At 77.1% G+C, this 22,479-nt stretch carries 20 protein-coding genes and 1 riboswitch; of the genes, 14 read left to right on the top strand and 6 right to left on the bottom strand.

Annotated features, from left to right (window positions below; genetic code table 11):
- Positions 1-14 precede the first annotated feature (14 nt).
- Positions 15-1,025: an o-succinylbenzoate synthase gene (locus tag ACRYM2_RS11130; protein ID WP_432522334.1), complete on the top strand. Its 1,011-nt coding sequence runs from the start codon at positions 15-17 to the stop codon at positions 1,023-1,025.
- A 28-nt stretch (positions 1,026-1,053) separates the two neighbouring features.
- Here ACRYM2_RS11130 and ACRYM2_RS11135 read toward each other — a convergent pair whose 3' ends face one another.
- The gene (locus tag ACRYM2_RS11135) at positions 1,054-1,461 is read right to left on the bottom strand and encodes a PaaI family thioesterase (protein WP_432522371.1); all 408 of its coding nucleotides are present in this window, start codon (positions 1,459-1,461) and stop codon (positions 1,054-1,056) included.
- A 72-nt stretch (positions 1,462-1,533) separates the two neighbouring features.
- Between ACRYM2_RS11135 and menD the strand changes: the two genes are divergently transcribed.
- The 4 genes from menD (at position 1,534) to ACRYM2_RS11155 (ending at position 6,415) form a co-directional block, all read left to right on the top strand.
- The gene (gene menD / locus ACRYM2_RS11140; RefSeq protein WP_432522336.1) at positions 1,534-3,210 is read left to right on the top strand and encodes a 2-succinyl-5-enolpyruvyl-6-hydroxy-3-cyclohexene-1-carboxylic-acid synthase; all 1,677 of its coding nucleotides are present in this window, start codon (positions 1,534-1,536) and stop codon (positions 3,208-3,210) included.
- Between the two features lie 101 nt (positions 3,211-3,311).
- Entirely contained in the window at positions 3,312-4,037 is a 726-nt protein-coding gene (locus ACRYM2_RS11145; protein WP_432522338.1) for a demethylmenaquinone methyltransferase, read from the top strand.
- A 57-nt stretch (positions 4,038-4,094) separates the two neighbouring features.
- Complete coding sequence (locus ACRYM2_RS11150) at positions 4,095-5,387, top strand: geranylgeranyl reductase family protein (protein ID WP_432522340.1); 1,293 nt, start codon at positions 4,095-4,097, stop codon at positions 5,385-5,387.
- Entirely contained in the window at positions 5,384-6,415 is a 1,032-nt protein-coding gene (locus ACRYM2_RS11155) for a polyprenyl synthetase family protein (RefSeq protein WP_432522342.1), read from the top strand. The genes ACRYM2_RS11150 and ACRYM2_RS11155 overlap by 4 nt, the downstream gene beginning before the upstream one ends.
- 15 nt (positions 6,416-6,430) lie before the next feature.
- Here ACRYM2_RS11155 and ACRYM2_RS11160 read toward each other — a convergent pair whose 3' ends face one another.
- Positions 6,431-6,646: a hypothetical protein gene (locus ACRYM2_RS11160; RefSeq protein ID WP_432522344.1), complete on the bottom strand. Its 216-nt coding sequence runs from the start codon at positions 6,644-6,646 to the stop codon at positions 6,431-6,433.
- Between the two features lie 227 nt (positions 6,647-6,873).
- Between ACRYM2_RS11160 and ACRYM2_RS11165 the strand changes: the two genes are divergently transcribed.
- A complete protein-coding gene (locus ACRYM2_RS11165) occupies positions 6,874-7,227 on the top strand; it encodes a hypothetical protein (RefSeq protein WP_432522346.1) in 354 nt (117 codons plus the stop codon).
- A 22-nt stretch (positions 7,228-7,249) separates the two neighbouring features.
- On the opposite strand, the gene ACRYM2_RS11170 is transcribed toward ACRYM2_RS11165, so the two are convergent.
- Both ACRYM2_RS11170 and ACRYM2_RS11175 read right to left on the bottom strand, forming a co-directional pair.
- Entirely contained in the window at positions 7,250-8,305 is a 1,056-nt protein-coding gene (locus tag ACRYM2_RS11170) for a DNA polymerase domain-containing protein (protein WP_432522348.1), read from the bottom strand.
- The gene (locus ACRYM2_RS11175) at positions 8,305-9,345 is read right to left on the bottom strand and encodes an ATP-dependent DNA ligase (RefSeq protein WP_432522349.1); all 1,041 of its coding nucleotides are present in this window, start codon (positions 9,343-9,345) and stop codon (positions 8,305-8,307) included. The genes ACRYM2_RS11170 and ACRYM2_RS11175 overlap by 1 nt, the downstream gene beginning before the upstream one ends.
- A 62-nt stretch (positions 9,346-9,407) precedes the next feature.
- On the opposite strand from ACRYM2_RS11175, the gene ACRYM2_RS11180 reads away from it, so the two are divergent.
- Positions 9,408-10,679, top strand: coding sequence for a four-carbon acid sugar kinase family protein (locus ACRYM2_RS11180; RefSeq protein WP_432522351.1), 1,272 nt, complete (start codon positions 9,408-9,410; stop codon positions 10,677-10,679).
- A 16-nt stretch (positions 10,680-10,695) separates the two neighbouring features.
- Here the strand turns inward: ACRYM2_RS11180 and rarD are convergent, their stop codons facing one another.
- Positions 10,696-11,622: an EamA family transporter RarD gene (gene rarD / locus ACRYM2_RS11185; RefSeq protein WP_432522353.1), complete on the bottom strand. Its 927-nt coding sequence runs from the start codon at positions 11,620-11,622 to the stop codon at positions 10,696-10,698.
- A 96-nt stretch (positions 11,623-11,718) separates the two neighbouring features.
- On the opposite strand from rarD, the gene ACRYM2_RS11190 reads away from it, so the two are divergent.
- The 4 genes from ACRYM2_RS11190 (at position 11,719) to ACRYM2_RS11205 (ending at position 16,142) form a co-directional block, all read left to right on the top strand.
- Positions 11,719-13,134: an FAD-dependent oxidoreductase gene (locus ACRYM2_RS11190; RefSeq protein ID WP_432522355.1), complete on the top strand. Its 1,416-nt coding sequence runs from the start codon at positions 11,719-11,721 to the stop codon at positions 13,132-13,134.
- Position 13,135: 1 nt separating this feature from the next.
- Positions 13,136-13,957: an electron transfer flavoprotein subunit beta/FixA family protein gene (locus ACRYM2_RS11195; protein WP_432522357.1), complete on the top strand. Its 822-nt coding sequence runs from the start codon at positions 13,136-13,138 to the stop codon at positions 13,955-13,957.
- On the top strand, positions 13,954-14,952 hold the full coding sequence (locus ACRYM2_RS11200; protein WP_432522359.1) for an electron transfer flavoprotein subunit alpha/FixB family protein: 999 nt from the start codon (positions 13,954-13,956) through the stop codon (positions 14,950-14,952). The genes ACRYM2_RS11195 and ACRYM2_RS11200 overlap by 4 nt, the downstream gene beginning before the upstream one ends.
- Positions 14,953-15,143: 191 nt before the next feature.
- Complete coding sequence (locus ACRYM2_RS11205; protein WP_432522361.1) at positions 15,144-16,142, top strand: ANTAR domain-containing protein; 999 nt, start codon at positions 15,144-15,146, stop codon at positions 16,140-16,142.
- On the opposite strand, the gene ACRYM2_RS11210 is transcribed toward ACRYM2_RS11205, so the two are convergent.
- Positions 16,139-18,553: a SpoIIE family protein phosphatase gene (locus ACRYM2_RS11210; RefSeq protein WP_432522363.1), complete on the bottom strand. Its 2,415-nt coding sequence runs from the start codon at positions 18,551-18,553 to the stop codon at positions 16,139-16,141. The genes ACRYM2_RS11205 and ACRYM2_RS11210 overlap by 4 nt on opposite strands.
- 104 nt (positions 18,554-18,657) lie before the next feature.
- Positions 18,658-18,746: riboswitch (SAM riboswitch) on the top strand.
- Between ACRYM2_RS11210 and ACRYM2_RS11215 the strand changes: the two genes are divergently transcribed.
- From ACRYM2_RS11215 to ACRYM2_RS11225, 3 genes are all read left to right on the top strand, one after another.
- Positions 18,740-20,089, top strand: a complete 1,350-nt coding sequence (locus ACRYM2_RS11215; protein WP_432522365.1) for an MFS transporter — start codon at positions 18,740-18,742, stop codon at positions 20,087-20,089. Its footprint overlaps the riboswitch before it by 7 nt.
- Entirely contained in the window at positions 20,086-21,465 is a 1,380-nt protein-coding gene (locus ACRYM2_RS11220) for an LLM class flavin-dependent oxidoreductase (protein WP_432522367.1), read from the top strand. The genes ACRYM2_RS11215 and ACRYM2_RS11220 overlap by 4 nt, the downstream gene beginning before the upstream one ends.
- Before the next feature lie 39 nt (positions 21,466-21,504).
- Positions 21,505-22,479 (top strand): MCP four helix bundle domain-containing protein (locus ACRYM2_RS11225; protein WP_432522368.1); only part of this gene is annotated, 975 nt, incomplete at its 3' end.

Consider the following 22,479-nt stretch of genomic DNA (forward strand, 5'->3'; position numbering starts at 1 on the left):
GGGATGCTGGAGGGGTGCTGCCACCGCTGACCGACCTGCTCGAGGCCGCCTCCGTCGTCCGGCTGCCGCTGCGGCGCCGCTTCCGCGGCATCACCGAGCGCGAGGCCGTCGTGCTGGAGGGCCCGGCCGGCTGGGGGGAGTTCGCCCCGTTCCTGGAGTACGGGCCCGCGGAGTCCGCGCGCTGGCTCGCGGCGGGGGTCGAGGCGGCCTGGCGGGGGCTGCCCGCTCCCCGGCGAACGCGCGTGGAGGTCAACGCCACCGTGCCCGCCGTGCCCGCCGACGACGTGCCCGCCGTCCTCGCGGCGTTCCCGGGCTGCCGCACGGCCAAGGTGAAGGTCGCCGAGGCCGGGGCGCCCTTCGGCACCCGGCTGGCCGAGGACCTCGCCCGGGTGCGGGCGGTGCGCGAGGTCCTCGGCCCGGCGGGGCGGGTGCGGGTGGACGCCAACGCCGGCTGGAGCGTGCCGCAGGCGCTGGAGGCGCTCACCGCGCTCGGCGAGGTGGGGCTGGAGTACGCCGAGCAGCCGTGCGCGACGCTGGAGGAGATGGCCGAGGTCCGCCGCCGGCTGGCCGCCGCGGGCACGCCGGTGCCGCTGGCCGCCGACGAGAGCGTGCGCAAGGCGGAGGACCCGCTGCGGGTGGCCGGGCTGGAGGCCGCCGACGTCGTCGTCGTCAAGGTCGCGCCGCTGTCCGGGGTGGCGCGGGCGCTGGAGGTCGCTGCCGCCTGCGGGCTGCCCGTCGTGGTCTCCTCCGCGCTGGACACCAGCGTCGGGCTGGCGGCGGGCACCGCGCTCGCGGCCGCGCTGCCGCAGCTGCCGCACGCCTGCGGGCTCGGCACGGCGGCGCTGCTGGCCGCCGACGTCAGCGCGCGGCCGCTGCTGCCGGTGGACGGCGCGCTGCCGGTCGGGCCGGCCCGCGCCGACCGGGAGCTGCTGGAGCGGCACCGGGCCGACCCGGGGCGCGAGGCGTGGTGGCGCCGGCGCATCGCGGACTGCCACGCGGTGCTGGCCGCGGGCGCCGGCGGCTGAGCGGCCTCAGCGGCCCCTCAGCGGCCCCTCAGCGGCCCAGTTGCTCCGCGGTCCGCACGTAGTTGCTGATGCGCGCGGTGCACACCCGCCGGCCCTGCTCGTCGGAGATCACGACCTCGTGGCTGCACAGCGTGCGGCCCAGGCTGATCGCCGTGGCCACCCCCGTCACCACGCCCTCGCGCACCGAGCGGTGGTGGGTGGCGTTGATGTCGGTGCCCAGCGCCAGCCCGCCCGGCCACACGTGCAGCAGCGCGCCCACCGAGCCCAGCGTCTCGGCGAGCACGCAGCTGGCCCCGCCGTGCAGGTAGCCGGCGACCTGGGTGTTGCCCGCCACGGGCATCGTGGCGACGACGCGCTGCGGGCTCATCTGCACGAACTCGATGCCCATCCGGTGCAGCAGGCTCCCGCCGCTCCAGGAGGCCAGCACCTCCTCCATCGAGGGGCCCGCCGGGGGAGTGGTGTCCACCCGCGGCAGGTTGCCACAGCGCGCGGGGCGCACCATGGAGGGGTGAACCCCTCGACCGCCCTCGCGACGGTCCTCGTCGACGCGCTCGTCCGCCTGGGCCTGCGCCACCTCGTGCTCAGCCCCGGCTCGCGCAGCGCGCCGCTGGCCTACGCCGCCGCCCGCGCCGCCGACGCGGGCCGGCTGGCGCTGCACGTGCGCGTCGACGAGCGCAGCGCCGGCTTCCTCGCGCTCGGCCTGGCCCGCGCCGGGGAGCTCGTCGCCGTCGTCACCACCAGCGGCACCGCGGTCGCCAACCTGCACCCGGCCGTCCTGGAGGCCTCCCACGCCGGCGTGCCGCTCGTGGTGCTCTCCGCCGACCGCCCGCACGAGCTGCGCGGCTCCGGCGCCAGCCAGACCGCCGACGCCCAGGCGCGCATGTTCCTGCCGTCGGTGCGCTACAGCGCCGACCTGCCCGCCCCCGTCGACCCGCTGCGGCAGGCGCCGGCCTGGCGCTCGGTGGTCTCCCGGGCGGTCGCGGCCGCGCTCGGCGCGCGCGGCGACGGCCCCGGTCCCGTCCACCTCGACGTCGGCTTCTCCGACCCGCTGACGCCCTCCCCGCAGGACCTGCCGGACGGCGAGCGCGGCCTGACCCGGGTCCCCGCACCGCCCGCGGCGCTCCCGGTCGCCCTGGCCCGCGGTCCGCGCACCCTCGTGCTGGCCGGGGACGCCCCCGACGCGCGCACCGGCGCGGCGGCCCGCGAGCTGGCCGAGGCCGCCGGCTGGCCGCTGCTGGCCGAGCCGAGCTCGGGCGCCCGCGCCGGCGAGCGGGCCGTAGGCCCCTACCGGCTGCTGCTGGACGCCGCCGACCCCGACGGGCCGCTGGGGGCGGTGCAGCGGGTGGTCCTCTTCGGCCACCCCACGCTCTCGCGGCCGGTGACGCGGCTGCTGGCCCGCGACGACGTCGAGCTCGTCGTCGTCAGCCCGTCCGGGACCTGGCCGGACGCCGGCTTCCGCGCGGCCCGGGTGCTGCCCGCGGTGCGCGCCGAGGGCCCGCCCGGGGCCGCCGAGCAGGAGTTCGCCGCCCGCTGGGACCGCGCCGGCAAGCTGGCCGCCGACGCCGTGGACGCCGTCCTCGACGGCGAGCGGGAGCTCAGCGGGCCGTGGGCGGCCCGCGAGGTGGTGCGCGCGTGCGCCGCGGACGGCTCCGGGTTCGTCGTCGCCGCCAGCAACCCGGTGCGCGACGTGGACCTGGCCGCCCGCCCCGCGGAGGTGGCCACGGTGTCCAACCGCGGGCTGGCCGGCATCGACGGCACGCTGGCCACGGCGTGCGGCGTCGCGCTGGCCCGGGGCGCCACCCGCCTGCTCGTGGGGGACCTGGCGTTCCTGCACGACGTCAACGCGCTGCTGCCGGTGCCCGCCGAGGCCCGCCCGGACCTGACGGTCGTGCTCGTCAACGACGACGGCGGCGGCATCTTCGAGACCCTCGAGCACGCCACCGCCGTCGACCGCTCCACCTTCGAGCGGGTCGTGGCGACCCCGCACGGGGTCGACGTCGCCGCGCTCTGCGCGGCCTACCGGGTGCCGCACGTGCGCCCCGCCACCCGCGAGGAGGCGGCCGCCGCCCTCGCCGCCCGCCCGGCGGGGGTGCGCGTGGTCGAGCTCGTCGTGGACCGCGCCGCCGTGCGGGTGCGCTCCGAGCGCCTCGCGGCCGCCGTGCGCGCCGCCGTCCTGGAGGGCTGAGCCCGCCCGGGGTGGTGCGTGCGGGGAGGGTGGGCGGGATCACGGCCTCCGGCGCCCCCCACGGGTGGGGGCGGGTGCCCGGCGGCTGCGAGACTGGAGGGGTGGGAACCGGCGACGTCACGGCCCAGCGCGAGCTGGCCGACCTCAGCAAGCGGCCGCAGCAGGTGGCGGCGATGTTCGACGACGTCGCCGAGCGCTACGACCGCACCAACGACGTGCTGTCCGCCGGGCAGGACCGGCTGTGGCGCCGGGCCGTGCTGCGCGCCGTCGACGCCCGGCCGGGCGAGCGGGTCCTCGACCTGGCCGCCGGCACGGGCCGCTCCAGCGAGCCGTTCGCCGACCGCGGCGTGCTGACGGTGCCGTGCGACTTCTCCGCCGGGATGGTGCGCGCGGGCAAGCGCCGCCGCCCCGACCTCGGCTTCGTCGTCGGCGACGCGACGCGGCTGCCGTTCGCCGACGGCGCCTTCGACGCGGCGACGATCTCCTTCGGCCTGCGCAACGTCGTGGACGCCGACGCGGCGCTGCGGGAGATGGCGCGGGTGGTGCGCCCGGGCGGGCGGCTGGTGGTCTGCGAGTTCTCCACCCTGCCGAACCCGCTGCTGCGCAAGGCCTACGAGCTGTACCTGCACCACGGCCTGCCGCGGGTGGCGCGGCTGGTCAGCTCGCACGCCGACGCCTACGGCTACCTGGTGGACTCCATCGACGCCTGGCCGGACCAGCCGGCGCTGGCCCGGCGCATCGCGGCGGCGGGCTGGGAGCAGGTGTCCTGGAAGAACCTCTCACTGGGCGTCGTGGCGGTGCACCGCGCCGTGCGCAGCGCCTCCTGAACGGGCGAACTACACTCGGGTCGACTTCGTGAAAACCTTCACAAGCAGCGGGAGGGAGTGACGGTGCACCAGCAGGACGCCGACGTGCTCGTCGTCGGGGCCGGGCCCGCGGGCTCGACGCTGGCGCGGCACCTGGCGAGCGCGGGCCGCCGCGTGCTGGTGCTGGAGAAGGCCGCCTTCCCGCGCGAGAAGGTCTGCGGCGACGGCCTGACCCCCCGCGCGGTGCACGAGCTGGACCTGCTCGGGCTGCCCACGCCCGCCGCCGACGGCTGGGTCCGCAACCGCGGCCTGCGGCTGCTGGGCGGCGGGGTCCGGCTGCAGGTGCCCTGGCCGGAGATCACCGACTTCCCCGCCCACGGGCTGGTGCACACCCGCTCCCGCTTCGACCAGGCCCTCGTCGAGCACGCGCGCGCGGGCGGTGCGAGCGTGCTCGAGCGCACCTCGGTGACCGGGCCGGTCCTCGACGAGCGCACCGGCCACGTCGTCGGCGTGACCGCCCGCCCCGTCGACGACGCCGGCCGCCGCGCCGGGGAGGAGACCACCTACCGGGCGCCGGTGGTCGTCGCCGCCGACGGCGTCGGCAGCCGGCTGGCGCTCGCCCTGGGCCTGGCCCGCCGCGAGGACCGCCCGCTGGGCATCGCCGTGCGCACGTACTTCACCAGCCCCCGCTCCGACGACGACTGGCTGGAGAGCTGGCTGGAGCTGCGCGAGGGCGACTCCTCCACCGGACCGCTGCTGCCCGGCTACGGCTGGGTCTTCGGCGTCGGCGACGGCACCTCCAACGTCGGGCTCGGCGTCCTGGACGCCGACGCGGGTTCCGGCGACATCGACTACCGCGACCTGCTGCGGCGCTGGACGGCGGCGATGCCCGCCGAGTGGCGCTTCCGCGAGGAGGACCAGGTCGGGCCGATCCGCGGCGCCGCCCTGCCGATGGCCTTCAACCGCACCCCGCACTACACCCGCGGGCTCGTCCTCGTCGGGGACTCCGGCGGGATGGTCAACCCCTTCAACGGCGAGGGCATCGCCTACGCCATGCAGTCGGCGCGGCTGGCCGCGCGCGCCGTCGACGACGCCCTGGCCGCCGCGGACGCGCGCGGGCGCGAGCGGGCGCTGCAGTCCTACCCGGCGGCGGTTCGCGCCGACCTCGGCGGGTACTACACGCTGGGCCGCGTGTTCGTCTCCCTCATCGGCCACCCGGAGGTCATGCGGATCGCGACGCGCTTCGGCCTGCCCCGGCCCGGTGTGATGAAGCTCGTGGTCAAGCTCCTGGCCAACCTGGCCGATCCGACGTCGAAGGACGCCACCGACCGCGTGGTCGTGGCGCTGAAGCGATTGGCCCCTGCCGCGTGAACACATCCCTGAGCGTGACGACCGGTGCGCTGCCCACGACCGACCCGGCGCTGGAGCTCGCCCTGCGCGAGGGCCTCGACGTGGTCGAGGCCCGGCTGCGCGCGGCCGTCGGCAACACCGACCCCCTGGCCGACGCCGCCTCCCGCCACCTGGTGGAGGCCGGCGGCAAGCGGGTGCGCCCGATGCTGACGCTGCTCGGCGCGCACCTGGCCGACCCGGTGCGCGCCGCGGTGGCTCCCGAGGTCCTCGACGCCGCCGTCGTCTGCGAGCTGACCCACCTGGCCTCGCTGTACCACGACGACGTCATGGACTCCGCCCCCACGCGCCGCGGAGCGCCTGCGGCGCACCACGTCTGGGGCAACAACGTGGCGATCCTCACCGGCGACCTGCTCTTCGCGCGCGCCTCCAACGTCGTCGCGGGCCTGGGGCCGCAGGCCGTGCGGGTGCAGGCGGAGACCTTCGAGCGGCTGTGCCTGGGCCAGCTGCACGAGACCGTCGGCCCGCGCCCGGACGAGGACGCCGTCGCGCACTACCTCGACGTCCTCAGCGACAAGACGGCCTCGCTCATCGCCACCGCCGGCCGCTTCGGCGCGATGTTCGCGGGCGGCTCGGCGCAGGTCGTGGAGGCGGTCGTCCGCTACGGCGAGGACGTCGGCGTCGCCTTCCAGCTGGCCGACGACGTCCTCGACCTCACCAGCGAGGCGGGCGACTCGGGCAAGCGCCCGGGCACCGACCTGCGCGAGGGCGTGCCGACGCTGCCCGTGCTCCTGGTGCGCCGCGCCGCCGCCGAGGGCGACGCGGCGGCCGCGGAGGTCGTCGCGCTGCTGGACTCCGGCCGGCTGGGCGACGACGCCGTCCTGGCCCGCGCCGTCGAGGCGCTGCGGGCGCACCCGGTGACGGCGCAGGCCCGCGCCACCGCCCGGCAGTGGGCCGAGCGCGCCACCACCCACCTGGCCGCGCTGCCGCCCTCCCCGGCGCGGCAGGCGCTGGAGGCGTACGCGGGGACGGTCGCCGACCGCGTCAGCTGAGCCCGCGCGGAGGGCTCAGCCCTTCTCGTAGCTGCGCAGCGCGTTGCCGAGGCCGAAGAAGGTCGGCGCCCAGTGGCCGACGAAGATGCCCCAGCGGTCGGCCCGGTCGATGCCGGCGTCCTCCTTCTCCTTGGAGATCGTCCACGCCAGGAACGACAGGCCGATGCTGGCGAACCCCGCCGTGTAGGCCCACTCGGACTTGACGCCGAGGTCGTGCAGCTTCTCGATCATGGTGGCTCCTCCGCTCGTGCCGGGCCGCCCCGGCGCGGGCGGTTCCCTCGGTGAGCACATCCGACCGCTGCACGGCGATCACCGCCACTCGGGACGATCACCGACGAGGGGTGCGGGGGTGACGGTGCGCGGCGGCCCGGGGACCGCGCGTGGCGGTGGTGGCGCCGTCCCGGTGGTCCGCGGCGGGATCGGCCCGCAGGCCGGTCGGGCCCGGCCAGCATGGCGCGGTGAGCGCGCGCCCGACCCTGCCCCCCGACCGCGGCCCCGGCGCACCGGTGACGGGGCGGGTGCCCGCGCAGCGCGTCGCCGGCACCGGCACCGGCCGGGAGGGCGCGCGCGGCGGCGGCCGCCACCGCGGGGACGGGCGGGTGCGCTGGCGCGGGCCGCGGCTGCTCTCGCGCGGCTGCACGGGCGCGGCGCTCGTGTGCAGCGCCGTCGCCGTGCTGCTGAGCGCGCAGGCCCGGCCGGCGGCGATCGCGGTCGCCGCCGCCGGGCTGGTGCTGGCGCTGGCCGGCGCGGCCGCCGACCGGGAGCTGCGCGGGCGCCTGCGCGGACGCGGGAGCGGTCCACGGGGTCGCTGAGCCGACCGGCCGGCCGGTGCGCTCAGCGCTCCCGGTCGCGGTCCCTGTCCCGGTCGCGGTCCCTGTCCCGGGAGGGCTGCACCCGCTTCGGCTCGCCCGCCACCTTCGGGTAGTTCGGCGGGTAGGGCAGGTCGCCCAGGCCGCCGGCCTCGTCGCGCGCGGCGAGCTCCAGCAGCGCCTCCAGGGAGCCCGCGCGGTCGCGGCGCCCGGCCCACAGGTCGCCCACGGCCGCGAAGCGCTCGGGGAAGGTCGTCAGCGTCAGGTCGTCGGGGCCGACGTCGCTGTCCAGCTCGGCCCACGTCAGCGGGGCCGACACCGTCGCCCGCGGGGTGCGCCGCAGCGAGTACGCGCTGGCGATGGTGCGGTCGCGGGCGTTCTGGTTGTAGTCGACGAACACCTGCGCACCGCGCTCCTCCTTCCACCACGCCGTCGTCACCCGCCCACCGGCCCGGCGCTCCACCTCGCGGGCCAGCGCGATCGCGGCCCGGCGGACCTCGGTGAACGTCCAGCGCGGCTCGATCGCCGCGAACACGTGCAGCCCGCGGCCGCCGGAGGTCTTGGGGGAGCCCTCCAGGCCCACCTCGCCCAGCAGCGGGTGCAGGACCTCGCGGGCCACCTCGCGGGCCTGCTCGAAACCCGTCCCCGGTTGCGGGTCCAGGTCGACGCGCAGCTCGTCGGGGTGCTCCACGTCGGGGGCGGTGCAGTGCCAGGGGTGGAAGGTGATGGTCGACTGCTGCGCGCCCCAGACGATCGTCGCCGTGTTCGTCGGCCGCATCGCGTCCGCGCTGCGCCCGGAGGGGAAGGTGATCCGCACGGTGTCCACGAACGGCGGCGCGAACCTCGCGATCCGCTTCTGGTACACCTCCTCGCCCTCGATCCCGTCGGGGAAGCGCTGCAGGTACGTCGGCCGGTCCCGCACGGCCTCCAGCAGCGCGGGCGCGACGAGGCGGTAGTGCTCGACCACGGCCCGCTTGGAACCGCGCTCCCCGAGCTGTGGGTAGTACGCCTTGTCCGGGGAGGTGAGGCGGACGGCGATCCCGTCGACGTCGAGCTCCTCGGCCGGTGCCCCCGCGGCCATCAGCGCGTCCCCGACAGGACGTCGGCCAGGTCGTAGTCGGCGGGGACCTCCAGCTGCTCCAGCGTGCAGGAGGCCGGTTCCCGGTCCGGCCGCCAGCGCAGGAACCGCGGCGAGTGCCGGAACCGCCGGCCCTCCAGCTGGTCGTACTCGACCTCGCACACGAGCTCCTGGCGCACCGGCACCCACGAGGAGTCCGCCCGCGCGTGCCAGCGGTTGGGCTCGCCCTCCTCGCGCACGTCCTCGCCCAGGCGCAGCGCCGACAGCTGCTCCAGCAGCTCCGCGCGCCGCGCCGCCGTGAACGCGCTCGCCCCGCCCACGGTCACCACGCCGGAGCCGGTGTGCAGGCCCAGCAGCACGGAGCCGACGCCGGGCACGCTCTTGTGCTCGCGGTAGCCGACGACCACGCAGTCGGCGGTGCGCCGGTGCTTGACCTTCGTCATGACCCGCTCCCCGGGCAGGTACGGCGAGTCCAGGGGCTTGGCGACCACCCCGTCGAGCCCGGCGCCCTCGAAGGTGGAGAGCCAGCGCACGGCCAGCGCGGTGTCCGCCGTCGCGCTCGTCACGTGCACGTCCGGCCCGCACCCGGCGAGCGCGGTCGTCAGCAGCTCCCGGCGCTCGCCGCACGGGCGCTGCCGCAGGTCCTGCTCGCCGAGGGCGAGCAGGTCGAAGGCGACGAACTGCGCGGGCGTCTCGCGGGCCAGCGCGGCGACGCGGCTGGCGGCCGGGTGGATGCGCTGCGACAGCAGCTCCCAGGACAGCCGGCCGCCGTCGGGGGCGGGGACGAACAGCTCGCCGTCCACCACGCAGCGCGGCGGCAGCTGCGCGCGCACGGCCTCCACGACCTCGGGGAAGTAGCGCGTCAGCGGCTTGGTGTTGCGCGAGCCCAGCTCCACCTCGTCGCCGTCGCGGAAGACGATGCAGCGGAAGCCGTCCCACTTCGGCTCGTACAGCCACGCCGGGGCGCCGGCCGGCTGGGCGGGCACCGCCTTCGCCGCCGTGGCCAGCATCGGCTCCAGCGGCGGGCGCACCGGCAGGTCCATGGCGCCACTCTGCCGCAGCGGGCCCTCCTGCTCCACCGCCCCGGTTCTGCTCTACTGCCCCGGTGACGACCCCCGGAACCGCTGCGCTGAGGACCGTGGTCCTCGACGACGACCCCACCGGCACCCAGTCGGCCACCGGGGTCCGCGTGCTGCTCGACTGCGACGCCGACCTGCTGACGGCCGCGCTGCGCCACGCGGGCAGCGTCTACGTGCAGACCAACAGCAGGGCCGTCGACGAGGCGAGCGCGGTCGCCCTCGTCGGCCGCATCCGCGACGACGCGCTGGAGGCCGGCCGCCGGCTCGGCGCCGAGGTGCGCTTCGTGCTGCGTGGCGACTCCACGCTGCGCGGGCACGTGTTCGCCGAGACCGACGTCTTCGCCGCCCCCGGCGACGTCGTCCTGCTCGTGCCGGCGTTCCCGGCCGGCGGGCGCACCACCGTCGGCGGGGTGCACCTGGTGCGCACGGCGGCGGGGGAGCAGGTGCCGGTGGGCGCCACCGAGTACGCCGCCGACCCGGTCTTCGGCTTCCGCAGCTCCTCGCTGGCCGACTACGTCGCCGAGAAGTCCGCGCGCACGCCGGTGCCGGTGCCGCTGGACGTCGTGCGCGACCCGCGCGCCCTGCTCGAGCGCTTCCTCGGCGCGCCCGCCGGGTCGGTGCTGGTCCCCGACGCGGTCGACGACGAGGACGTGCGGGCGCTGGCCGCCGCCGTCGACGCCGCCCGCGCGCACGGGCGGCGCCCGGTCGTGCGCTGCGCCGCCCCGCTCGCCGCCGAGCTGGCGGGGGTGGCGAGCACCGGCCCGCTGCCCCGCCCGGTCCTGGCGAGCCCGCCGCGCGTGCTCGTCGTCTGCGGTTCGCACACCGAGGGCGCGCGGGCGCAGCTGGAGCTGCTGGCGCGCGAGCACGGCCCCGCCGAGGTCGTGGGCACCACCGCCGCGCTGGCCGACCCGGCCGCCGCCGGGCGCGAGGCCGCCGCGCGCGCGGCGGCCCGGCTGGCGGGCGCGCCGCTGGTGGCGGTCGCCAGCGAGCGCGTGCGCTCGGCCGGGCACGGCACCCTCGCGCACGGCGAGAAGGTGATGGCGGCGCTGACCACGGCCGTGCGCGAGCTGCTGCCGCTCGTGGACGTCGTCGTCAGCAAGGGCGGCATCACCGCCGCCGAGGTCGCCCGCACCGGCATCGGCGCCACGAGCGCGCTCGTCGTCGGGCAGGTCGCCCCGGGCGTCTCGCTGTGGCGGATGACCGCCGCCGACGGCCGGCAGGTGCACCAGGTCGTCGTGCCCGGCAACGTCGGCGGCCCCGACGCGATCACCGACGCCGTGGCCTCGCTGGGCCGGTGAGCGGCGCCCGCGGGGGTCAGGGGGCCGGGACGGGGGCCGGGCGGGGGCGGGAGTGGCGCAGCGCGTCCGCCGTGAGCACCGCCAGCGCGACCCAGACCAGGCCGAAGCCGATCCAGCGCGAGGGCGGCATCGACTCCCCGAGCACGAACGCGGCGACGAACTGCAGCACCGGGGTGACGTACTGCAGCAGCCCGATGACCGTCAGCGGCACCCGGCCGGCGGCCACGGCGAACAGCAGCAGCGGCACGAGCGTGGCCGGCCCGGACAGCACGAGCAGCACCGTGTGCCAGCCGCCGGGGTCGGTGAAGGTGCTGCCGCCGCGGGCTCCGAGCACCGCGAGCGCCGCCGCCGCCGGCAGCAGCAGCGCCGTCGTCTCCAGCGTCAGCCCGGACAGGGGGTCCACCCCGCCGCCGGCGCGCGCCAGCCGGTTCTTCAGCAACCCGTAGGAGGCGAAGGAGACGGCGACCGTCAGGGCCATCCACGGCAGCCGGCCCAGGTCGGCGGTGATGACGACGACGGCCACCAGCCCGGTGCCGACGGCCACCCACTGGCTGCGCCGCAACCGCTCCCGCAGCACGAGCACGCCCAGCAGCACGGTGATGAGCGGGTTGACGAAGTAGCCCAGCGAGGCCTCCAGCACGTGCCCGGTGACCACGGCCAGGCCGTAGACGCCCCAGTTCACGGCGATCGCCACGGCGGCCAGGGCCAGCAGCCCCCGCTGGCGGGGGGAGCGCACGACGGCCAGCGCCCGCGCCCCCCGGCGCAGCGCCACCACGAGCACGACGCAGAGCACGAAGGTCCACACCACCCGCTGGGCGAGCAGCTCCAGCGCCCCGGTGGGCTTCAGCGCGTGGAAGTAGAAGGGGAACAGTCCCCAGACGGCGTAGCTGGCGAGCCCGGCGAGGACGCCGGTGCGGGTGCGGGGCTGGTCCACACCGGGCATCGTCGCGTCGGGCGCCCGCCGCCGCGGCGTTAGGCTTGCCTACGCACGTCCGCACGAGAGATCACCGCACCCACCACGAGAGGGACACCCCCCGCTGTGAGCGATTCGAACCGTCCGCTGCGCGTCGCCGTCGTCGGAGCCGGACCGGCCGGGATCTACGCCTCGGACATCCTCTCCAAGGCCGACCTGGGCGCCACGGGGTTCGACGGGGTGTCGATCGACCTGTTCGAGCGGCTGCCCGCGCCCTTCGGCCTCGTGCGCTACGGCGTCGCGCCCGACCACCCGCGCATCAAGCAGATCGTCGTCGCGCTGGAGAAGGTCCTGGGCCGCGGTGACGTCCGGCTGCTGTCCAACGTCGACTTCGGCACCGACGTGACGCTGGAGGACCTGCAGCGCCACTACGACGCCGTCGTCTTCTCCACCGGCGCGATCAGGGACGCCGCGCTGGCGATCCCCGGTGTCGAGGCCCCCGAGAGCCACGGCGCCGCCGACTTCGTCTCCTGGTACGACGGCCACCCCGACTACCCGCGCACCTGGCCGCTGGAGGCGTCGACGGTGGCCGTGCTGGGCGCCGGCAACGTCGCCCTCGACGTGGCGCGGATGCTCGCCAAGCACGCCGACGACCTGCTGCCCACCGAGATCCCGGACAACGTCTACGAGGGCCTGAAGGCCTCCAAGGTGACCGACGTCCACGTCTTCGCCCGCCGCGGTCCCGCGCAGGCGAAGTTCTCCCCGCTGGAGCTGCGCGAGCTCGGCCACGTCCCCGACGTCGACGTCCTCGTCGACCCCGAGGACTTCGAGTTCGACGAGGGCTCGATGGCCGCGATCCAGAAGTCCAACCAGACCAAGCAGGTCGTCAAGACCCTCACCGACTGGACCCTCAAGGAGGGCGAGTCGACCGCCTCGCGGCGCATCCACCTGCACTTCCTGCACGCCCCGACCGAGGTCCTGCTCACCGACGGGCACGTCAGCGGCCTGCGCACCGAGCGCACCCGCCTGGTCGGCGACGGCACCGTCGAGGGCACCGGCGACTTCCACGACTGGGACGTGCAGGCCGTCTACCGGGCGGTCGGCTACTTCGGCTCCCCGCTGCCGGGCATCCCCTTCGACGACCTGGCGGGCGTCATCTCCAACCACGAGGGCCGCGTGCTGACCCCCGAGGGGGAGGGCCTGCCCGGCGTCTACTGCACCGGCTGGATCAAGCGCGGCCCGGTCGGGCTCATCGGGCACACCAAGTCCGACGCCTCCGAGACCGTCCGCCACCTGGTCTCCGACGCCGCGCAGCTGCGCCGCGCCCCCGAGCCCGACCCGCAGGCGGTCCTGGACACGCTGACCGCCAAGGGCGTGGACGTCCTCACCTGGACCCACTGGGAGGTCCTGGACGCCTACGAGCGCTCGCTGGGCGCCCCGCACGGGCGCGAGCGGGTCAAGGTCGTCTCCCGCGAGGAGATGGTCCAGCGCTCGCGCGAGGCCATCGAGCAGGCCGAGCAGCCCGCCGAGAGCGGGGCCTGAGGTGCGGGTCGTCGTCTGCGTCAAGCACGTCCCCGACATCCAGTCGCCCCGCGCCTTCCGCGAGGACCGGCTGCTGGCCCGCGGCGGGGACGACGACACCCTCAACGAGCTCGACGAGGACGCCCTCGAGGCCGGGCTGCGCACCGTCGAGGCGGCCCGGGCCGCCGGCGACGAGGGCGAGCACGAGGTCACCGTCCTGACGGTCGGGCCCGCGCACGCCGTGGAGGCGCTGCGCCGCGGGCTGGCGATGGGCGCCACCAGCGCCGTGCACGTGGGCGACGAGGCGATCGCCGGCTCCGACGCCCTGGCCACGGCGCGCGTGCTGGCCGCGGCGGTCGCCCACCTGCACGCCGAGCGGCCCGTCGACCTCGTCGTCGCCGGGATGGCGGCCCTGGACGGGCTCACCTCGCTCGTGCCGGCGGCGCTGGCCGAGCTGCTCGGCTGGCCGCAGCTCACCCTCGCCGACGAGATCGCCGTCGAGCCGGGCGAGCGGGGGCCGCTCGTGCGGGTGCGCCGGGAGACCTCCACGCAGGTGGAGGTGCTCACCGCCCCGGCCCCGGCCGTGGTGTCGGTGACCGACCAGGCCTTCCGCGCCCGCTTCCCCGACTTCAAGGGCATCCTCGCCGCCCGCAAGAAGCCCGTGACGACGCTGGCGCTCGCCGACCTGGGCCTGGAGCCCGCCGCCGTGGGCCTGACCGGTTCCACCACCCGCATCACCGAGGCCGCGCCGCGTCCCGAGCGTCCCGACCGGGTGATCGTCACCGGGGGCGCCGAGACCGTCCCCGCGCTCGTGGACTACCTGGCGCAGAAGGGCTTCCAGTGACCGGCACCGCGAACGGCGCGGAGGGCGACGTCGTCCTCGTCCTGCTCGACCACCTCGACGGGCGGCTGCGCCCGACCTCGCTGGAGCTGCTGACGCTGGCGCGCGCGCTGCCCGGCGCGCAGGTCCACGCCGCGTGGATCGGGCCGGGCCCCGACGGGGCCGCGCTCGCGGCGGTCGGCGCGCACGGCGCCACGACGCTGCACCGCGTGCAGGTCTCCGGCGCCGACGAGCGCACCACCGCGGCCGCCGTCGACGCCCTCGTCGCGGTGGTCGGGGCCGCCGGCCCGTCGCTGGTGCTCGTGGCCTCCACCTTCGAGGACAAGGAGGTCGCCGCGCGCCTGGCGGTGCGCACCGGCGGCGGCGTCGTCACCGGCGCCCACGCCGTCGAGCGCACCGACGACGGCTGGCTGGCGCGCAAGACCGTGCTGGCCGGCTCGTGGGGCACCGCCTGCGCCGTGCCCGGCCGGCTGGCCGTGGTCGCGGTGTCCCCGCACGCCGTGCAGGCCACCGCCCTCGAGGGGGCGGCGCCGCCCGCGGTCGTCGAGCACCGCGTCGAGGCGTCCGCCGCCGCGCGCGCCGTCACCGTGGTCTCCCGGGCGCCCCGCCCGACGGGCGACCGCCCGCCGCTGGCCGAGGCGGAGGTCGTCGTCGTCGGCGGCCGCGGCGTGGAGGGCGACTTCTCGGCCGTGGAGGAGCTCGCCGACGTCCTCGGCGCGGCGGTCGGCGCCACCCGCGTCGCCACCGACGAGGGCTGGATCGGCCACGAGGCGCAGGTCGGGCAGACGGGCGTCACGATCAGCCCCCGGCTGTACGTGGGCGCCGGGGTCTCCGGCGCCGTGCACCACCGCGGCGGCATGGACGCCTCCTGGACGGTGGTCGCGGTCAACAGCGACCCCGACGCCCCGATCTTCGAGTTCGCCGACTACGGCGTCGTCGGCGACCTCACCGAGGTCCTGCCGGCGCTGGCCGCGGAGATCCGCCGCCGCCGCGGCTGAGGCGCCGCCGCGCCCGCCCGGCCCCCGGGCGGAGCGTGGCGGCCCGTCGCCGGGCGTGCGACCCTGGTCGCACCGGGCGGCCGCCGTCCGGCGAGGGGGTTCAGCACCGAGCTCCCGCCCCGCGGAGCACCGGTGCGCGACCGGCGCCCCGCGGACGCGGCGGTCCCGCCGCCGTCGTCGAGGAGCCCACCGTGCCGCACCCGCCACCCGCCCCGCCCCGCCACACCGCCCTGCCGCACCCGTGGACGTTCACCGTCGACGTGGCCGCGGGGCGCTGGCGCTGGAGCGCCCCCCAGGACCGCGAGCCCGTGGCGGGGTTCCCCGCCACCAGCGAGGAGGTCGCGGCCCGCGGGCCGGCCGGCCTGCGGCTGGTGCAGGCGGTCGAGCGGAGCGCGGCCGACGGCGAGGCGTTCACCCTCTCCCTGCGCACCGACGAGGGCGGCCGGCCCGCCTGGTGGCTGGCCCACGGCGGCCCCGGCGGCCCCGGCGAGGTCACCGGCAGCGTCGTGGAGACCACCCCCGCGATCGAGAACGCCGTCAGCGAGCGCACCACCGAGCAGGTGCGCACCGCCCTCGCGGGCCGCGAGGTCATCGACCAGGCCAAGGGCATGCTCATGCTCGTCTACGGCATCGACGCCGACGCCGCGTTCGGCCTGCTGCGCTGGTACTCCCAGCACAGCCAGGTCAAGCTCGCCGAGCTGGCCACCCGCCTGACGACGGCGGCCGCCGAGAGCACCTTCGCCGGCGGCACGCAGGCCCGCGCGGCCGTCGACGACCTGCTCAGCAGCGTGCTCGGCGACGCGGCGCCCCCGGCGGGCGCCGGCAGCGGCGCCGCGCTGCGCACCCGCCGGCGCGCACCCGCCGCCCCCGGCGCGCCGTGGGAGCTGCACGTGGAGGGCGAGCTGGACCTCGCGACCGCGCTGGACTTCGCGGACGCGCTGGCCGAGGTGGAGTCGCGCGCCCGCCCCGGCGACCAGGTCGTCGTCGACCTGACGGCCGTGGAGTACCTCGGCTCGGCGGGGATGACCGTCCTGGTGGGCGCCGACCGCCGCGGGCGCCGGCGCGGCACGCCGCTGCGCGTGGTCCTGGGCCGTTCCACCACCGTCCTGGACTTCCCGGGGCTGCGGGAGCTGACGGTCGTGCAGCCGGAGCGGCACGCCGAGCGCTCCGGCAGCCGCGCGGGCGGCTAGCTGGCCCCGGCCGGCCGGCCGGCCGGGGCCGGGGACGGGCGCCCGGTGGCGTCCCGGCGCGGCAGCGAGGCCAGGTCCAGCACCGCGGCGGCGATCGAGGAGTCCGCGGCGACCAGCCGCACCCCGTCGGGGCCCAGCCGCTCGAGCACGTCGACGAGCACCTGCACGCCGGCGCTCGCCAGCGGGGCGGTCGCCGACAGCTCCACCGTCACCGGCAGCGAGCCGTGGCGGGCCAGCCGCAGGACCTCCTCGCGCAGCCCCGGCGCGCCGCCGGCCTCCAGCGGCCCCTCGACCCGCAGCACCGGCCCGGCGGCGCCCACCGCGGCGCTCCAGCGCAGCTCGTCGGGCACAACCCGCGCCCCGGCCGGTGCGGGGAGCGCGGAGGCGCCGGCGTCGAAGGCGACCGGCCGGTGCAGCCGCCGCGCCAGGCGGACCGTGGTGCCCGCGGCCGTGGCCTCGACCCGCACGCGGCCGCCCTCGATGCCCATGAGCGCCAGACCGCGACCGCGGTCGCCGGGCAGCGCCGCCGGCTGGCGCCAGCGCCCCCGGTCGGTGACCGCCAGGTGCAGCACGCCGTCGTCGGCCAGCTCGCCCGACAGCTGCACCGTCCCCGTCCCGCCCCCGGCGTAGGCGTGCTCGACGGCGTTGGTGACGGCCTCCCCGGCCGCCAGCTCCACCAGCTGTCGCTGGCGCGGCTCGACCTCCAGCCCCTCCAGCCAGGCGCGCAGGCCGCGGCGCAGCACGAGCGGCGCCGTCGGGACGGCCGGGGCCGCCAGGCGCAGCGGGGCCGGGGCGGGGCGGCGCTGGGCCGCCAGGACGGTGACGTCGTCGACGAGCGGACCGCCCTCGCGCACGGCGCGGGCCGCCCGCTCGCACACCCGCTGCACCGCGCGCCCCGCCGCGCCGGCACCCGCGTCCCCGGCCAGGGCCCCGGCCACCAGGCGCAGCGGGTCGCCCGCGACCCCCTCCAGCAGGCCGTCGCTGTGCAGGACCAGCAGTTCCCCGTCCTCCAGCCGCGCCGTCCCGGTGCCCCCGCCCGCCGGTCCGCCCAGCGGCGCCGCACCCGTGCGCGGCAGCGGGCGGGCGCTGCCGTCCGCGGCGACGAGCAGGGGGGAGGGGTGGCCCAGCGTCCGGTACTCGACGTCCCCGGCGGCGGTGTCGACCACGGCGACGCAGGCGGTGGCGGCCCGCGCCCCCGGCACCCCCGCGGCGAAGGTGCGCAGCGCGTCCAGCGCCGCGTCCAGCCCCGCGCCCGCCCCCAGCCGCTCGGACAGCACCGTGCGCAGCTGGGACATGACGGCGGAGGCGACGACGCCGTGGCCGACGACGTCGCCGACGACGAGCGCGACGCGCCCGTCCGGCAGCGCCAGCGCGTCGAACCAGTCGCCGCCGGCCGCCTGCTCGGCACCGGCCACGAGGTACTGCGCGGCCAGGTCCAGGCGGGGCAGCAGCGGCAGCTGCGCCGGCAGCAGCGCCCGCTGCAGCTCGGCCTCGACGTCGCGGGCCCGCGCGTAGCGGGCGGCGGTCTCCTCCGCGGCCCGCACCCGCACCAGCGCGACGTCCAGCCGCGGCAGCAGGTCGGCCACCACCCGGACCTCCTCCTCGCCCCAGCCGCCGGGCCCGGGGCGGCGCAGGTCGGCCAGCAGCCGCCAGCCGACGGAGGTGCCGTGCGGGGCGTAGGGGACCAGCAGCCGGTCGCCCCCGGGGCCGGTCAGCGCGACGGGACGCCCCTCGCGCAGCCGGGCGCCCACGTCCTGCGCTCCGCCGGCGCCGGGCTCCGGCCCGCCCTCCGCGAGGTCCGGCACGTCCTCGCCGGGACGCACCAGGCGCCAGGAGGCCAGCCCCAGCCGCCGGTGGACGCGGTCGCCGATCGAGCGCAGCAGCTCCTCGGGGGAGGCCAGGCGGGCGAAGTCCCCGGCGACGGCGGCGTGGAACTGCGCGTCCGCCTCCCGCCGGACGTGGTCGGTGACGTCGGCGTTGGAGCCGGTGAGGCCGAGGAAGGTGCCGGCCTCGTCGAAGCGGGCCACGGTCGAGGTCTCGATCCAGCGCCACTGCCCGTCGGCGCGGCGCACCCGCGCGACCGCCCGGAACGCGCGCTGCTCGGCGGTGGCGCGGTCGAACTCGCGCAGGTACTCGTCGGCGTCGTCCGGGTGCAGGACCGCGCGCCAGCCGGTGCCCGTCATCACCTCGCCGGGGACCTGGAAGAACTGCCGGCAGTACTCGTTGACGAACGTGCAGCGGCCCTGCGCGTCGGTCAGCCAGACGGTCATCGCGACCGTGTCGGCGGTCTGGCGGAACAGGCGCCAGTCCGCGCGGGCGGCGTCCTCCACCTGCCGCGCGACGGGGTCCGCCGGCCGGCGCAGGCCCTCCCCGGGCACGTCCTCGCGCTCGCGGTCGTCGTCGGTCCCCACGAGGACCCAGGGTGGCCGACGCGCCGCCGGACCCGCCACCCGGCCCCCCGCGCCCCGCCACCGGTGCGTTTGCCGCGCTTCCGGGGTGTGCCGTAGGTTCGGCCCAGCCATCCAGAGCGACTGAGAGACCTGGCTCGTCGACGTCGCAGCAACCACCCGCGAGGGAAGGTGCTACCGCCAGGACCGATGGGAGAGAAGCGTCCTGTGAGCACCCTGCGCGTCCCCGCCACCGCCGCACGCCCCAGCGAGCCCGCCGTCCGCCGCCGCGCGGCCCTCGGCAGCTTCGTGGGCACCACGATCGAGTGGTACGACTACTACCTCTACGGCACGGCGGCCGCCATCGTCCTGGGCCCGCTGTTCTTCCCCAACGTCGGCGGCGCCGTCGGCGTCATCGCCTCCTTCGCCACGTACGCCGTCGGTTTCGCCGCCCGCCCGCTGGGCGGCGCGGTCGCCGGTCACGTCGGCGACCGGGTGGGCCGCAAGGCCGTCCTCGTGGCCTCGCTGCTGGTCATGGGGATCTCCACGACGTTCATCGGCCTGCTGCCCACGTACGCGCAGATCGGCGTGTGGGCCCCCGTGCTGCTCGTGGTGGCCCGGCTGCTGCAGGGCTTCTCGGCGGGTGGGGAGTGGGGCGGGGCGGTGCTGCTGTCGGTGGAGCACGCCCCCACCGGCCGGCGGGGCCTGTTCGGCGCGATCCCGCAGATGGGCTCGGCGGCGGGCATGGTCCTGGCCAGCGGGGGTTTCTGGCTGACCCGCTCCCTCACCTCCTCCGAGGCGTTCATGTCCTGGGGCTGGCGCATCCCGTTCCTGGCCAGCGCGGTCCTCGTCGTCGTCGGCCTGGTCATCCGGCTGAAGGTCACCGACTCCCCGGCGTTCACGGCGCTGCGCGAGGCCGACGGCCTGGCCCGCCGGCCCGTCGCGGAGGTGCTGCGCACCAACAAGCGCGGCGTGCTGGTGACCACCGGGATGCGGCTGGGGCAGAACGGCGGCTACGTGCTCTACACGGTGTTCGCCCTGACCTACCTCACCAGCGAGGTCCGCGAGGACGGCGCCGACGTGGGCCTGCTCGCGGTGCTCGTCGCCTCGGTGCTGAGCCTGGCCGCGACCCCGCTGTGGGGGATGCTCTCGGACCGCATCGGCCGCAGGCCCGTGTACCTGTTCGGGGCGGTCCTGACGGCGGTGTTCACCGTGCCCGCGTTCCTGCTCTTCGACACCGGCTCGACCGTCCTGATCGTCGCCTCGATCGTCGTCGCCATCAACCTCGGCCACGACAGCCAGTACGGGGCGCAGGGCGCGTTCTTCGCCGAGCAGTTCGACCAGCGCACCCGCTACAGCGGCGCCTCGCTCGGGTACTCGATCGGCGCGGTGCTCGGCGGCGGCCTCACCCCGCTCATCGCCGCCTCGCTGCTGGCGCTCGGGAACGGCTCGCCGTGGCTGGTGGCGGGGTACCTGTCGCTGCTGGCCGTGCTGAGCACCGTGGCGGCGGCGTGCACCCGCGAGACCGCCCACCGACCGCTGGAGGGACTGACCCGGTGAGCACCACGAGTTCGACGAGGCCGCTGCGCCTGAACGCCTTCGCGATGGCCTGCGTCGGCCACCAGGCCGCCGGCCTGTGGGCCCGCCCGGAGGACCGCAGCGCGGACTACCGCACGCTGCGGCACTGGACGGAGCTGGCGAAGCTGCTGGAGCGCGGTGGTTTCGACGCGCTGTTCCTCGCCGACGTCCTCGGCACCTACGACGTGTACGGCGGTTCCCGGGACGCGGCCGTGCGCGCGGCCGCGCAGGTCCCCGTCAACGACCCGCTGGGGGCGGTGTCGGCGATGGCGGCCGTCACCGAGACCCTGGGTTTCGGGCTGACGGTGACGACGACGTACGAGCAGCCGTACTCGCTGGCCCGACGGCTGACGACGCTGGACCACCTCACCGACGGCCGGGTCGCCTGGAACGTCGTGACGGGCTACCTGGACTCCGCCGCCAAGAACCTGGGGTTCGAGCGGCAGGTCGCGCACGACGAGCGCTACGACGTCGCCGAGGAGTACCTGGAGGTCTGCTACAAGCTGTGGGAGGGCTCCTGGGAGGACGGCGCCGTCGTGCGCGACGCCGCCCGCGGGGTGTACGCCGACCCGGCGAAGGTCCACGACATCGGCCACCACGGCCGCTACTTCGACGTGCCCGGCGCGTTCCTGTGCGAACCCTCGCCGCAGCGCACCCCGGTGGTCTTCCAGGCCGGCTCCTCCCCGCGCGGGCAGGAGTTCGCCGCCCGGCACGCCGAGTGCGTGTTCATCATCGCGCCGACCGCCGCGCACGCGCGCCGCACGGTGGACTCCCTGCGGGCCAAGGTCGAGCAGGCCGGGCGCGACCCGCGCTCGGTGCTGGTCTACGCGGGGCTGACGGCCCTCGTGCGCTCCAGCGACGCCGAGGCGGACGCGCTGCTGGCCGACTACCGCGCGCACGCCAGCCGCGAGGGCGCGCTGGCGCTGTTCGGCGGCTGGACCGGGGTGGACCTCGCCGGGCTCGCCCCGGACGCGCCGCTGCAGCACGTGAGCACCGACGCCAACACCTCCGCGCTGGCGGCCTTCACCCGGGACGCCGACCGCGAGTGGACCGTCGACGACCTCGCCCGGTTCGTCGCCGTCGGCGGTCGCGGACCCGTGCTCGCCGGCTCGCCGGCCACCGTCGCCGACGAGCTGGAGCGCTTCGCCGAGGAGGCCGACGTCGACGGCTTCAACCTCATGTACGCGACGATGCCGGGCACGTTCGCCGACGTCGTGGACCACCTCGTCCCGGAGCTGGACCGGCGCGGGCGCACGGCGCCGAAGGCGGCTCCCGGCACCACGCTGCGCGAGCGGCTGGGCTCGGGCGACGGGCCCCGGTTGGCGGGCACCCACACGGGCGCAGGCTTCCGCAGGTGAAGGCTCCAGTCTTCTAGATCACCTGCCGATGCTCCGTCCGTGCTCACCCGACTGCGCGACGTGAAGGTCGCCTCCAAGCTCTTCGCCGGTTTCGGCGTCGTCTGCCTGCTGCTGGCCGTCGTCGTCGCGGTCGGCATCAACCGCCTGCAGACCGCGCAGGCCAACCTGCACGTGGTGTCGACGTCCGGCGTCGCCTCCGTGGACACCATCGGCGATGTGCGGTCGGCCTACCTGCAGGTGCGCATGGACATCACCAACGCCGCCCTGGCCACCTCCCCGCAGGCCGTGGACGACTCCCTCAAGGCCATGACCGCCACCGACGCGGCGCTGGACGAGGCGTGGCAGCAGTACCTGGCCAGCAGCCCCGGCTCGCCCGCCGCCGACCGCGACACCTTCGAGCAGGAGCTGGCGGAGTACCGCTCGGTGCGCGAGCAGCTGGTCACCCTGGCCGAGGCCGATGACCGGGACGGCTACATCGCCTACCGCGCCAGCACCGTCGCCCCCGTCGCCCAGCAGATCACCGAGACGCTCACCACGCTGACCGAGGCCGAGTCGGCCGCCGCCGCGGACCTCGCCGCCGAAGGCTCCGCGCAGGTGCGCGCCGCCGTCGTGGTGCTGCTGGTGCTGGGTGCGGTCGCGGTGGCGGTTGCCGTCGCGGTGGCCATCGCGGTCTCCCGCTCCATCGCCGGCCCGCTGGCCAAGACCCTGGCCGTGGTGCGCGGCCTGGCCGAAGGCCGCCTGGACCAGCGGGTGGGCATCACCACCGGCGACGAGGTCGGCCAACTGGCCGGTGCGGTGGATGCCACCATGGAGCGCCTGGCGGCCACCATGCGCCGCATCGCCGGCAACGCCGGCACCCTGGCCTCCTCCTCCGAGGAGCTGACCACCGTGGCCACCCAGCTCTCCAGTGGCGCCGAGGAAGCAGCCACCCAGGCGCAGGTGGTCTCCGCGGCCACCGAGGAGATCAGCGCCAACATCGCCACCGTGGCCGCCGCCGGGGACCAGATGTCCTCG

Origin of the sequence: Kineococcus aridisoli (genome assembly GCF_050871885.1) — a bacterium.
In the GTDB taxonomy this organism is placed as follows: domain Bacteria; phylum Actinomycetota; class Actinomycetes; order Actinomycetales; family Kineococcaceae; genus Kineococcus.